The following is an 11,800-nucleotide window of genomic DNA, read 5'->3' as shown; positions in this document are numbered from 1 at the left end:
AGGACCTCGACAATCCTCATTCTTGCTGGTCAGAGGCACTTTCTGCTTTCCTGCCCGTCTGCCGGACAGCCCGCTTGATGAAAGCGCGAGGTTAAGAGACGTAAAGACGCCTGTTCCTCGCGTACTCCTCTCCATCCCGCTCGCCGGACCCGCACCATCTGGCAGTACTGGCACGTCCCGGCTTTGTCAGGGCCGCTCCCGCCCTCCCCGGCACCACCCGGATCAGGCTGCCCTCAGCTCCACCCCCCTGCTACGACAGGTCGGCGGTGAAGGTCTCTCACCTCCACACGAATCACAGCGCCTCACGGCGCAACTCGAAGGCGATCCACGCACCCCGGGCCGCCGCTTGTCCTTTACCTGCGGCCAGACCTCCTTCTTCCACAGCTCGACCGCCTCGTCGTCCCGCTCAATCGCCCGCCGGGCCGGCTGCTGCCACGGCCAGCCGTGCCGCTTCAGCAGCAGCCAGGTGCCCTCGACCGTGTAGGAGATGTGGAACAGCCGGCCGATCAGCGTCTTGATCCTCGCCAGGGTCCACCGCTGATCCGGCCACCCGTGCGCGAGCGGACCACGCTCCAGCTCCCGCTCGAGGCGCTCCATCTGGACCGGCCCCAGCCTCGGGCGGCCCGGCGAGCCCTTCGAGTGGACCCCGGCCTCGCCCCGCTCGCGCCAGGACTTCCGCCACCGTTCCACCGACCGCTCCGACACCCGCAGTGCGGTGGCGATGTCCTTGTTCTTCTCCCCGCGCTCGAAGCGTTCCACGGCCTGAAGCCGAATGCGCTCCCGCGCGGCCCTCCCGGCGTCGGTCAGCCCGCCGCCCTGTGCGTATCTCACCCGCCCAGACCTACCGGACCCAACCCTCCACCGTCAGACCGATGAACCGACTTCACCCAACCAAGTTCAAACCCAGTGCAGCGATCACGACCGGATGGTTCCTCGAAGGTGCTGGCATCGCCGGCCTCGACCCTGCCCTGGACGAGCCACCGTGGGTGGAGTGGTGTGACGGTCGGCACCCGCGGCCTCGGTACCGCCTAACTGATCATTTCAGAATGAACTGCATTGTGGACCCCGGGAGTTGAGTGTTGTGCCGACACGATCTGTTGGGTGTCTGCTGATCTTGTGCTGGATGACCTGTGGGAACGTGTGGCCCCGTTGTTGCCGGATCGTCCGCCGAGGGGCATCGGTATGGGCGGTTGCGCGCGGATGACCGGGCTGCGTTGCGTGGCATCGTCTACGTTCTGTGCAAGGGCGTGAGCTGGCGGGACGTTCCGGCGGAACAGGTCGGCCGCAGCGGGGTGACGGCCTGGCGGCGTCTGCGAGACTGGACCGAGGCCGGCGTCTGGCCCGCAGCTGCCTGAGGTGCTGCTGGCGGAGTTGCGGGCCGCGGGCTTGCTGGACATGGACGACGCCGCGATCGACGACTCGCACGTCCGGGCGCTCAAGGGGGGCTCACACCGGACCTTCGCCGGTCGACCCGGCTCGGCCCGGCTCGGCCCGGCAGCAAGAACCACTTGATCGTCGACCGGCATGAAACTCCGCTGGCCGCCTTGCTGACCAGCGGGAATCGTCATGATGTCACTCAGCCCATGTCTCTGCTGGACGCGATACCCCGCATCCGCGGGGTGCGCGGCCGGTCACGTCACCGACCAGGCCGGCTGTTCGCCGACCGCGGCTACGACAAACGACTTCGGATCCGCTACGAGATGCGGTGATGCACGCACTGACGCCTGAGTTCGCCGTTGTTCGCCGACGCTCAGGTCGAGTCTCGGCCCGGCACGGTTCGAGGTCGCTGTCCTGTGCGGAGGCCGGGAGCTTTTCAGCGCATCAGGAGACCGACAACGACCGTCAACCGGTCGAGGTAGAAGTCTCGTGACGCGACCTGATGCTTGAGTCCGATCGATGCGCTGATCATCGTCTGCGCGACGGAAGGAGCCGCCTCTCGTCCGGACTCGACTGCGATCGCGCCTGTGATCAGTTTCTCGAAACGTTGCCCCATGGTTTCGACGATCTCACCCAGGAGGTCGGGGTTGTCCTCGATGACCGCCGCGGTATCGCGGGTCAGCGGGCCCACGTAACGGCCTGACCACTGGTCGAATGCTTCGACGAGGCGTTCTTCAAGGGGACGCCCGGTGTCGGCCAAGACGTGTTCGACCGCCGTGATGTCCCGCTCAAGGGCCTGGGTTGCCGCGGCACAGAAGAGAGCCTCTTTCGAGGAGAAGAGGAAGTAGAGCCCGGGGCGGGAGATGTGCGCCGCCCGCGCCACCTCCTCCATCGAGGTTTTCCTGTAGCCGAATCGCGCGAACGTGACCATGGCGGAGTCCAGCACCATGGTGCGGCGGTCGGCATCGGAACTGCTCATGAGGCGAGCATACGAGCGGGAGCCGAACTATACAAAACAAGCATAGTGCGTATAGTTGATGCCATGGGCAAACTCATCTCCACACGCTTCACCGCCTCCAGTACCGCGGACGAGGTTCTGCGGGGCGCTGACCTCACGGGTGTCCGCGCGGTCGTGACGGGAGCCTCCTCCGGACTGGGGATCGAGACGGCTCGGGCACTGGCTGCTGCCGGGGCGGGCGTGACGCTAGCCGTCCGGAACACGACCGCAGGTGATGCCGTCGCCGATACGATCGAGAAGACGACCGGAAGGATCCGGCCCCGAGTGGCTCAACTCGACCTCGCCGACAGAATCAGCGTCACACGGTTCATCGATGCCTGGAACGGCCAGCTTCACCTGCTGATCAACAACGCGGGCGTTGTCACCGGTGGCCTCGAACGAACCCGGGAGGAATGGGAGGTGCAATTCGCGACCAACCATCTCGGCCATTTCGCCCTGGCAACTGGCCTCCACGACGCCCTGGCCCTGGGAGCGTCCGACCGCGACGGAGCACGCATCGTCTCGGTCAGTTCGACGGCGCACATGCGTTCCGGCATCGACTTCGACGACCTCCACTTCGAGCGCCGCCACTACGACCCGCAGATCGCCTACGCACAGTCGAAGACGGCGAACTCCCTCTTCGCTGTCGAGGCGACCCGCCTCTGGGCGTCCGACGGCATCGTCGCCAATGCAGTGAACCCTGGCGGTGTCGCGACGGGACTGCAGCGGAACTTCACCCCGGAGCAGAAGGAGTCGCTCGACGCGGCCGAGGCCGCCGGAGTCTTCACGTACAAGTCGGTCGAGCAGGGGGCCGCAGCCAGCATCGTCGCGGCGGTCGCCCCCGAGTTTGCCCACTCCGGAGGCCACTACATCGACGATGCACAAGAGGCCTACACCGTGCCCGACGACGCCGACCTGGCGCAGCACCCGCACGGCGTCAAGGAATGGGCGCTCGACCCGGCCAGCGCCACACGCCTCTGGGCCGTCTCGGCCGCCCTGCTCCGCGCCTGACCGCTCCACGCCACGGCAGCCGTGGGCCGACCACATGCGGGACGAACGCGTCGTCCACGCCGTGGCGGCGGCCAGGCGGACCCGGGGCATCCTGAAGGGCGCCATCATGCACGCCGGCCACGGCTCTCGGTACTCGTGCCGCCTTCGCCGACGCCTGCGAGCAGGCCGGGGTGACCAGGAGCTCTTTCGGCACTTCGGCGTACAACGCCGCCGCCGAGAGCCGGAACGGGTCCAGGGAGGAGAAGACACTCAAGTGCGCGAAGGCGTGGCCCACCGCTCATCGCGCCGGCTCGCGGCTTCCGCTGGGCCAGCCGCTGCAGCACCCGACGCCGGCACTCCACTCTCGCGTCGGACAACGCCCCTCGATCACTTCCCGAAGCCGCATAACCCCGTCTCCAGCATCCCGGGTCAGGGTCCGACCAGTAGATTTCCCGTCCCTTCGACGACACCTCAACACCCGGAGCAGTGGTATCCGGCGCCACCCCGAGGCGACACCCGCGCCCTCGGCCGGCACAGCCTCAGCCCTTGCACGAAAACGGCCCACCGACTCCGTCGGCGGGCCGTCACGACATCTCGAGGTCAATGCTCCTTGACTGATTCTATTTTTCGGTTGCAGGTCATCGCAGCACGTCGAGTGCGTAGCCGCTGACGTTCAGGAGATGGTCTCGAGACTCCGTCACGAGGCGCCGAACCCGCGCGGTCTCCTGTCCGATGAGTTCGCCGCCCCACTTTCGGACCTGTCCGCCGATCAGCACGCCATCGACGCTCTTGCTGTCCGTTCCCAGCACCACGCTGCCGATCGCGTTGTTGAGGGGCAACGTGTTGATTGTGTCGGCGCGAATGATGACCACGTCGGCCTCTTTGCCCGGCGAGAGGGTACCGCACTTGGCGAGCAAGCCATTCGCCCTGGCGCCTTGCACTGTCGCGAATTCCAGGACGTCTCGCGCGGCAATGGCCGCTGGTGCGTCTGAACGCCCTTTGAGTGGACCGTTGGCGGCAGCCGTCCGTTGCATGTTGAGCAGATAACGCATCTGAGAGAACATGTCACTGAACAAGCAGCTCTCGACATCCAGACTCAGCGCCGGACGCAGGCCGAGATCCAGCACCTCCTGGATCGGACTGCTCGAGTTCGGCTGGCCGAACTGCGCCCCGGACGACGGCGCCAGCGAAACAGTCCCTCCCGAACCGGCAATCTCCTGCCAGGCGCGCTCCGTGAGATCCCGGCAATGGATGTACGTCGTGTCGCCTCCGAGGAGACCGGCCGCACCGAGCCGCTCCAGTTGCTCCGACGCCGCTGGTCCGGCGACGCCGTCCACGCTCACGGCGATATCAAGCTCGCGGGCGAAGTGCAGGGCCTTCTCATCAAGTTGCGCGCGCTCATCGGAATGCGGGAGCGTTTGACCGACGGCTTGGGACAAGGTGCCGAGGCGGAGAGTCACGAGTTGGTCGTCCGACGTGAATCGCTCCTCGCGCAGGCGATTCAGATCCTCGGGCCACTGGTGGCACCAGTCCCCGAAGAGCGGCGCGCAGGGTGCGTAGACCGCACGGATACCGGCGTCGGCCCACGCTTCGATCGAAGCGTCGGAATGCTCCGGCGATCGGGCGTTGTGGGAGAAGTCCATGATGCCGGTGATGCCGCATTCGATGGCCCCAAGAGCGCTGAGGAGATTTCCCGCGTACATGTCCTCCGGCCGGTACACAGGAGCGAGAAGCCTGTGCAGCACCCTGTTGTACTCCACCACGTCCGCATCAGGGAGCAGCCGACGAAACTGCCCCTGCCATGAGTGGCGATGCGTGTCGTGCATCCCAGGCATCACGATCGTGCCATTCACTTCCACGACGATCGCCCGGCCGTCCGACGCTGCCGACATCAGGTCGTGCCCCACGTCGACGATCCTGCTGCCCTCGATGAGCACATCTCCCGAGGCGAAGTCACCCAACTGTGCATCCATGGTGAGCACGGTCCCCCCTCGAAGAAGGACCCTTCGACTGACGTCTTCCGTCGTCGCCAGCATGCGGTCGAGCACCCAGTCGTCGACCCTGTCAACTGCCATGTCCGAATCTCTCTCTCATTCTCGTCCTGCCCCAGCCCTGCTTCAGGCGATCTTGACGGTGCCCTCGTACCGATACCTGCCGAGAGACAGGAACAGGCCGACGGACACCACTCCCACGCCGGCCACCACCAGCATCGCGGGGGCGTACGAGTCATAGCTGTCCCGGATCATGCCCACCGCCGACCCCGAGATCGCCGCGCCTATCTGGAACATCGAGAACGTGATGCCGTAGATCTTTCCGAATGCCAGGCGCCCGAAATACCGGGGGATGAGATAGCTGAGAACGTCGAACTCGGCCCCGATGAGGAACCCGGCGAGCGCTGCCGCGACTATGCCCATCACGGCGTTCGGCCCGCTCGCGAACACCAGCACGGAGACGATGCCGCAGATGAGAGACGCGGTCATGACGACCGAAACCCGCAGTCGGTCCAGCAGCCATCCGGTCCCGATCCTCGCCGCGATCATCGCCGCTCCGAGCGCGACCGGCACCAGGTTCGCCACCGACGGTGCGACGCCGGCGTCGAGCAGCAGGGGGATCTGATGGACGACGACCGACGAGCCCATCATCCCGAGCAGCAGGAAGCCGACCATCACGACCCAGAAGGGCCGGGTCGCCGCGGCGCTGCGGAGCGTGTCACCGCTGGCCTGGACGACACTCGTCCGGCGCATACTCGGTTCGGCGAGGAAGAAGAACGCGACCGGAACCGCGATGAGCGCGACCACCCCCAGCCCGAGAAACGCGACCCGCCAGCCGAACGCACTGATGAGCGCGGCAGTGAGGATGGGAACGAGTACCGTGCCGACCCCGATCCCGGAGTTGGCCACACCCAGCGCCAACCCGAGTCTGCGCTCGAACCAGCCGGCCGTGAGCCGAAGGTAGGACACCGGCCACAGACCCATACCCAAGACCGGGAGCGCAATCCAGGCCAGGTAGAACACGGACAGGCTGCCCGGCAGGAAGTACATCGCCATCAAGCCCAGCGCGAAGACGGGCGCACTGCAGAGGATCACCCGGCGTCCACCCAGCCGGTCCACCAGGTAGCCCTGCACCGGCGAGATCACCATGACCGCGACGCTGAGCAGGGACGCTCCCAACGCGATCTCCCCCACCCCCCACCCGAACGCTCGCTCGAGCGGGTCGATGAACGCCCCGAAGGACATGGTCAAGAGCACGCTGGGGCCACAGGCGAGACCGAGAGTCGACGCCCATGCCGTCCGCCAGCCTGCCGCGCCTTCGTCCGGCTGTTCGTCTGCGACCTGTGCGACCGAGAGGGATTGATCTGTTGTCATGTGGATTCTCCTGGCAGAGACGTAACGCCGTGATCGGGCTCTGAGTTGGGCGTCGGTGCGGCACTCCTCCCAGCTGGCCATACGTCAGGACCAGGCGCCCAACAACTGTTCGGATCGTCCGGCAGCTCGACGAATGGACAGGACGAGTCAGTCGTCCTTGCCACAGAGGCGAATGGACACGTTCACGGTCCGATCGCGCTGTGGCCACGTGACGGCGACATCGCACAGCAGCTGAATCGCGGACCCAAGGGAGCACTCGGCATGCTTCTCAACCGAGAAGTACTTCTCTCCTCACAGCTGACAGAACGCTCGGCCAGCCCTATCCGTGCAGTTCAGCGGGATCTTGCGTGCTCGGTGATCACACCTCGGACAGACGACCTCGCGGAAGCGCGAGGCTCGCGTGGTGATGTCGTCCGGGAAGGTGACAGGCGCTGCGAATCACGCGCCCGCACGCGTTCAACGAATCGCCTCTCACGTGCATGGCATTCCCTTTACCTGCTGACCTGGCTGCAAACACCCGTATGTTTCGCTTGTTTTGCTCACTCTCATACTGTCGGGTCTCCGTGTCAAGAGTCGGGAGGTGCACCAACCGGGTTGGTTCCGAAGGGTCGGCGTCCTCTCGAATCCGCGCACAATCTGCGGCTGAACTGCGGTTTTTGCGCTTCAATGACGCGGCTGACCGTGGGGCTGGGGGCTGAGCCCCGTCAGGATGAGCTGCGCACGGGGCGTATGTTCGGGCACTCTCCAGCCACCCTGGGAACCGCACGTCGGATTCAATGGGTACCGGGTGGATGCGCGACGTCCAGGCGGAATACGCGCATAAGTAACGTCGAAACGGCGTAAACATGCCGATGGGTGCTGGATCCGACTAGGCAGGTTGTGAGCAGCCGGCCTCGCCGGGCTGGTGGACGTGGTTGGCGAGCATGCCGAGGAACTGGTTGGCGGCGCTCTCGGCGCTGCGGATGTCGGCGTTGCTGCCCATAGCGGTGCACGGAATGCGGCAGCTCGGCATGCGTCGTCGTCATCGACTCAAGGACGGCAGGGTCGAGACGTCCGGCATCTTCCTGGAAACTCCTCTGAGATCCGCTCGGCTCAAGGTTCGCGTCACCGCCGACGCCATTGTCGGTGCGGTCACCGGTCCGACTGCCGCGCCCTCGGCGCAGACATGGATGCCAGCCAGGGTATGCAGCTTCGCACCGGGCTGCCGGGCGGTAGAGCGATGCAAGCCGGCAGTGTACGGATGTGCTGGATCACGGTGACGATGGGCCGACCCACCCTGTACTAAGCCAAGCTTATAAAGTAGCCTTATTATATGAGGGACGAATCGGAGACCGGTGGTGTCGCTGCAGCATTGCTGGCGAGTGTCAGTGTGCTGGTACGGCGGGTACGCCAAGTGCCAGTCGAGGGTGAGCTGACGATGCCTGAGCGGACGGCTCTGTCGCATCTGGAGCGATCGGCGCCCACCACGTCCGCGGCTCTGGCCCGTGAGGTTCAGATCACCGCACAGGCCATGGGGTCGACGCTCGCTGCGCTGAGAGCCCGTGGCCTGGTCGAACGCCGCCCGGATCCGAACGATGGCAGGCGCGTGGTGCTGAGGGTGACGGACGCCGGCCGGCAGGCCCTGAGGAACAAGCGCAACGCCCGGACGGAACTCATCTCCCAGGCCCTGACCAGCGGCGAATTCACCCCGTCGGAGCTGGAGCAGCTTGCCGCGGCCGCACCGCTACTGGAGCGCCTGGCACGGAACATCTGAACGGCTGGAATCACGAGGAGGCGCACTGATGGCAGATCCTCCCGAGGCGCTCGCCCGGGGCCGTCGCGCTGGTGGGGACCGCTACAAGTGGACGGCGCTGACCAACACGACGGCCGCGGTCTTCATGTCCGCACTGGACGGCTCCATCGTGCTGATCGCGCTTCCGGCAATCTTCCGTGGTATTCACCTGGATCCGCTGGCGCCGGGCAACATCGGCTACCTCTTGTGGATGATCATGGGGTACCGGCTGGTCCAGGCCGTCCTGGTGGTCACGGTGGGCAGGCTGGGAGACATGTACGGGCGGGTCCGGATCTACAACTCCGGATTCGCGGTCTTCACTCTCGCCTCGATCCTGCTGTCCGTCGACCCCTTCGACGGAGGCCACGCGGCGATGTGGCTGATCGCCTGGCGACTGGTGCAGGCCGTCGGCGGATCGATGCTCACGGCGAACTCGGCCGCCATCCTGACCGACGCCTTCCCCAGAGAACAGCGCGGTCTCGCCCTGGGCATCAACCAGGTCGCAGGCCTGGCCGGAATGTTCATCGGTCTGGTCGCCGGGGGACTGCTGTCGGCCTGGGACTGGCGGGCGGTGTTCTGGGTCAACGTGCCTGTCGGCCTGTTCTTCACGGTGTGGGCCTACCGGACACTGCGCGAAACCAGTCGGCGCGGGGGCGGGCGGATCGACTGGTGGGGCAACATCACCTTCGCGGGCGGTCTCAGCGCGGTCCTGATCGCGGTCACCTTCGGCCTGCAGCCCTACGGCGGGCACACCATGGGCTGGACGAACCCGCTGGTCGATGTACTCATCGTCGGGGGCCTGGTCCTCCTGGCGACGTTCATCGCCATCGAGAAGCGCGTATCCGCGCCATTGATCGAACTGTCGCTCTTTCGCCTGCGAGCTTTCACCTTCGGCAACCTGGCAGGCCTGGCCATCTCCATCGGCCGCGGTGGCATGCAGTTCGTTCTCATCATATGGCTGCAGGGCATCTGGCTTCCGTTGCACGGCTACGACTACAGCGACACCCCGCTGTGGGCCGGCATCTTCATGCTGCCACTGACAGCGGGATTCCTCGCCGCCGGGCCCGTCTCCGGCTACCTGTCCGACCGCCTCGGTTCCCGGGGCCTCGCCACCGGCGGCGCGCTGCTGTTCGCCGCCAGCTTCCTGGGCCTGATGCTGCTGCCGATCAACTTCCGTTACTGGATCTTCGCCGTACTGATCGCACTCAACGGGATCGCCAGCGGCATGTTCGCCTCCCCCAACTCCTCCTCCATCATGAGCAGCGTGCCCGCCCCCTCGCGCGGGGTCGCCTCCGGCATGCGCGCCACCTTCCAGAACTCCGGCACCGCCGTTTCCATCGGCGTGTTCTTCTCCCTGATGATCGCCGGCCTGGCAAACAGCCTCCCGCACGCCCTCACCGCCGGGCTGCAGAAGCAGGGCGTACCGGCCGGCGTCGCCACACAGGTCGGAAACCTTCCCCCGGTTTCGTCCCTGTTCGCCGCCCAGCTGGGCCTCAATCCCATCCAGCACCTGCTCCAGCCCAGCGGGGCGCTGACCGACCTGACACCAGCCCAGCAACAGACCCTGACCGGAAGCGAGTTCTTTCCGAACCTGATCTCCGGTCCCTTCCACTCCGGCCTGGTGATCGTGTTCGCCTTCGGCGCCATCCTCGCCCTGCTCGCCGCGATCGCCTCCTTCCTGCGCGGCACCAACCTCACCGGCAAGACCCCACAACCGCACATCAGCATTGACGAAAAGAGCTGACGTCCCATGGAACAAACGCCATGACACTGACGACGATCGATCCCACACCCGCGCTTGTCGTGATCGACCTGCAGAAAGGCATCGTCTCGGCCCACACCGACGACGCGGTCACCACCGTCGTCAGGCATGCGGCGCGCCTGGCCGCCGAGTTCCGGCAGCAGGGCCTGCCAGTGGTACTGGTCAACGTCACGGGCCGAGCTCCCGGGCGCACCGAGACTGGACGTTCCGGCAGCAGCGTCGCACTGCCAACCGGCTCGACCGACCTCATCGACGAACTCGACGTCCAGCCGGCCGACCATCTGATCACCAAGCGGCGGCGCAGCGCATTCCATGACACCGGACTCGACACCCTCCTGCGGGATCTCAGCGTCACGCAGGTCGTGCTGGCCGGCCTCTCCACCAGCGCGGGCGTCGAGTCGACCGCACGCTCGGCGTCCGACTACGGCTACCACGTCGTCGTGGTCACGGACGCCATGAGTGACGCCGACGCGGACGCACACCGCCACGGCATCGAACGTGTCTTCCCCAAGCTCGGCGAAACCGCCACCACCGCCGAGATCATCGACAGAATCCAGGCCACGCGATGACCCTCCTCGGCCGACTCCTGAACAACCGCAGAGCAGGCGAAACACACACCGCCTGGAACCTGCCCAACCTGCAAGGTCCCCAGTCGCTCACCCTCACCAGCCAGCATTTCGACCACGGTGGTGCAATCCCGCTTGAGCACGGCGCGAAGAACATCGGTGGCGACAACCTCTCTCCCCACCTGGCCTGGACCCCGCCCCCATCCGACACCGCACAGCTACTCCTGGTCATGGAAGACATCGACATCCCCGCGACCAAGCCGGCCGTGCACTGTCTCGCCCTGATCGGTCCAATGCACGAGCACCTCGAACCTGGCGCCCTCAACGTCCCACACCCCTCCGTCGGCGTGCAGCTGCTCCGGTCCACCATCGGACGCGGATATCACGGTCCCGCACCCCTCAAAGGCCACGGACCGCATCGCTACCTTTTCCAGATGTTCGCCCTCGCAACCCCCTTGGAAAGCTCCCAGAGCAGCAAGGCCGTAGGTCGGACACGGCCCCGCCCCCTCGTGGCCGCCATCAGCGTTCCCGTCCTCGACCGAGGCCGACTGGCAGGGGTCTTCGAACGCTGACTCCGGCCCTAAGTGGCCTGGCGCAGCTCGGCCCGGTTCATGATCCTGATGTTTCTTCGTGGTCCCGGACAGGTGATTGTTATGCCGCGAGGGTGTGCTGATGGTGCTGTCTGGTCTGGGCGGGGGTGAGGTAGCCGAGAGTCTTGTGGTTGCGCAGGCGGCGGTGGTTGTAGAAGGTCTGGATGAGGGAGAAGATCTCGGCTCGGGTGGTGGCCCGGTCGGCCGGGTGCGGGTGCCGATCTCCTCTTTGAGCGGGGCCCGGAAGCTTGCCGCGGCAGCATTGTCGAAGCGTGATCCGGTGCGTTCGCAGCTCTGCCGCAGTGTCAGCTTCCTTGTTCGGTCCTGGAACTGGGCCGGTGTGTATTCGGTGCCGTGATCGCTGTGGGCCATGCAGCCGGGC

General features: G+C 66.1%; 10 protein-coding genes and 1 pseudogene. 7 read left to right on the top strand and 4 right to left on the bottom strand.

The window, feature by feature from the left end; translation table 11 throughout:
• Positions 1–222: 222 nt before the first annotated feature.
• Entirely contained in the window at positions 223–831 is a 609-nt protein-coding gene (locus ACFC1X_RS40315; protein WP_376364605.1) for a winged helix-turn-helix domain-containing protein, read from the bottom strand.
• A gap of 270 nt (positions 832–1,101) precedes the next feature.
• Between ACFC1X_RS40315 and ACFC1X_RS40310 the strand changes: the two are divergent.
• A pseudogene (locus ACFC1X_RS40310) lies at positions 1,102–1,694 on the top strand (IS5 family transposase); the annotation flags it as partial.
• Positions 1,695–1,813: 119 nt separating this feature from the next.
• Here the strand turns inward: ACFC1X_RS40310 and ACFC1X_RS40305 are convergent.
• On the bottom strand, positions 1,814–2,356 hold the full coding sequence (locus ACFC1X_RS40305) for a TetR/AcrR family transcriptional regulator (RefSeq protein WP_376364602.1): 543 nt from the start codon (positions 2,354–2,356) through the stop codon (positions 1,814–1,816).
• A 63-nt stretch (positions 2,357–2,419) separates the two neighbouring features.
• Here ACFC1X_RS40305 and ACFC1X_RS40300 point away from each other — a divergent pair, with 63 nt between their 5' ends.
• Complete coding sequence (locus ACFC1X_RS40300) at positions 2,420–3,385, top strand: SDR family NAD(P)-dependent oxidoreductase (RefSeq protein ID WP_376364599.1); 966 nt, start codon at positions 2,420–2,422, stop codon at positions 3,383–3,385.
• Positions 3,386–4,002: 617 nt separating this feature from the next.
• Here ACFC1X_RS40300 and ACFC1X_RS40295 read toward each other — a convergent pair.
• Together ACFC1X_RS40295 and ACFC1X_RS40290 are read right to left on the bottom strand one after the other, a co-directional pair.
• On the bottom strand, positions 4,003–5,439 hold the full coding sequence (locus tag ACFC1X_RS40295) for an amidohydrolase family protein (protein ID WP_376364596.1): 1,437 nt from the start codon (positions 5,437–5,439) through the stop codon (positions 4,003–4,005).
• Positions 5,440–5,481: 42 nt separating this feature from the next.
• Entirely contained in the window at positions 5,482–6,729 is a 1,248-nt protein-coding gene (locus ACFC1X_RS40290) for an MFS transporter (RefSeq protein ID WP_376364593.1), read from the bottom strand.
• A gap of 1,312 nt (positions 6,730–8,041) precedes the next feature.
• On the opposite strand from ACFC1X_RS40290, the gene ACFC1X_RS40285 reads away from it, so the two are divergent.
• The 5 genes from ACFC1X_RS40285 to ACFC1X_RS40265 all read left to right on the top strand — a co-directional run bounded on the left by ACFC1X_RS40285 (position 8,042) and on the right by ACFC1X_RS40265 (position 11,776).
• Complete coding sequence (locus ACFC1X_RS40285; RefSeq protein WP_376364590.1) at positions 8,042–8,482, top strand: MarR family winged helix-turn-helix transcriptional regulator; 441 nt, start codon at positions 8,042–8,044, stop codon at positions 8,480–8,482.
• A 28-nt stretch (positions 8,483–8,510) separates the two neighbouring features.
• Positions 8,511–10,244 carry an MFS transporter gene (locus ACFC1X_RS40280; RefSeq protein ID WP_376364608.1) on the top strand — a complete coding sequence of 578 codons (1,734 nt, stop codon included), beginning with the start codon at positions 8,511–8,513 and terminating at the stop codon, positions 10,242–10,244.
• 20 nt (positions 10,245–10,264) lie between these two features.
• Positions 10,265–10,831 carry a cysteine hydrolase family protein gene (locus ACFC1X_RS40275; RefSeq protein ID WP_376364587.1) on the top strand — a complete coding sequence of 189 codons (567 nt, stop codon included), beginning with the start codon at positions 10,265–10,267 and terminating at the stop codon, positions 10,829–10,831.
• A complete protein-coding gene (locus tag ACFC1X_RS40270; protein WP_376364584.1) occupies positions 10,828–11,400 on the top strand; it encodes a YbhB/YbcL family Raf kinase inhibitor-like protein in 573 nt (190 codons plus the stop codon). The genes ACFC1X_RS40275 and ACFC1X_RS40270 overlap by 4 nt, the downstream gene beginning before the upstream one ends.
• A 94-nt stretch (positions 11,401–11,494) precedes the next feature.
• Complete coding sequence (locus tag ACFC1X_RS40265) at positions 11,495–11,776, top strand: hypothetical protein (RefSeq protein ID WP_376364582.1); 282 nt, start codon at positions 11,495–11,497, stop codon at positions 11,774–11,776.
• The last annotated feature ends 24 nt before the right edge of the window (positions 11,777–11,800 follow it).

It is taken from the genome of Streptomyces sp. NPDC056128 (genome assembly GCF_042263835.1).
Classification (GTDB): domain Bacteria; phylum Actinomycetota; class Actinomycetes; order Streptomycetales; family Streptomycetaceae; genus Streptomyces.
This window is presented reverse-complemented; position numbering and strand designations above follow the sequence as displayed.

Coding starts and splice junctions, on each gene's coding strand:
- ACFC1X_RS40305 (WP_376364602.1), bottom strand. CDS start 2,356: ATGAGCAGTTCCGATGCCGACCGCCGCACCATGGTGCTGGACTCCGCC.
- ACFC1X_RS40300 (WP_376364599.1), top strand. CDS start 2,420: ATGGGCAAACTCATCTCCACACGCTTCACCGCCTCCAGTACCGCGGAC.
- ACFC1X_RS40295 (WP_376364596.1), bottom strand. CDS start 5,439: ATGGCAGTTGACAGGGTCGACGACTGGGTGCTCGACCGCATGCTGGCG.
- ACFC1X_RS40290 (WP_376364593.1), bottom strand. CDS start 6,729: ATGACAACAGATCAATCCCTCTCGGTCGCACAGGTCGCAGACGAACAG.
- ACFC1X_RS40285 (WP_376364590.1), top strand. CDS start 8,042: ATGAGGGACGAATCGGAGACCGGTGGTGTCGCTGCAGCATTGCTGGCG.
- ACFC1X_RS40280 (WP_376364608.1), top strand. CDS start 8,511: ATGGCAGATCCTCCCGAGGCGCTCGCCCGGGGCCGTCGCGCTGGTGGG.
- ACFC1X_RS40275 (WP_376364587.1), top strand. CDS start 10,265: ATGACACTGACGACGATCGATCCCACACCCGCGCTTGTCGTGATCGAC.
- ACFC1X_RS40270 (WP_376364584.1), top strand. CDS start 10,828: ATGACCCTCCTCGGCCGACTCCTGAACAACCGCAGAGCAGGCGAAACA.